The sequence below is a fragment of the Shewanella sp. TB7-MNA-CIBAN-0143 genome, assembly GCF_040310065.1.
Classification (GTDB): domain Bacteria; phylum Pseudomonadota; class Gammaproteobacteria; order Enterobacterales; family Shewanellaceae; genus Shewanella.
Window position 1 is genome coordinate 1 of sequence record NZ_JBEOPL010000155.1, and the last position, 239, is coordinate 239.

General features: G+C 46.0%; 1 protein-coding gene. It reads left to right on the plus strand.

Going from position 1 to position 239, the window contains the following annotated elements; all coding sequences use genetic code 11:
- On the plus strand, positions 1-204 hold a 204-nt coding region (locus tag AAEY97_RS21500; RefSeq protein ID WP_351001429.1), incomplete at its 5' end, for an ArsR/SmtB family transcription factor.
- Positions 205-239 lie beyond the last annotated feature (35 nt).

Consider the following 239-nt stretch of genomic DNA (forward strand, 5'->3'; position numbering starts at 1 on the left):
TTACAAGATACCGAAATGAGTGTGTCGCAGCTTAACGAAGCCGTACCGCTAGCGCAGTCTGCGTTATCACAGCACCTAGCGGCACTGCGCAAAGCCAATGTAGTGGCTACTCGCCGCGAAAGCCAAACTATCTATTACCGCGTGATTGATCAAAATGCCTTGCATTTGTTAGGCACATTATATGGACTGTTTTGCAAGGGCTAAAAGTTATGAGCATGATTGATAACGCAGTAAAAAGC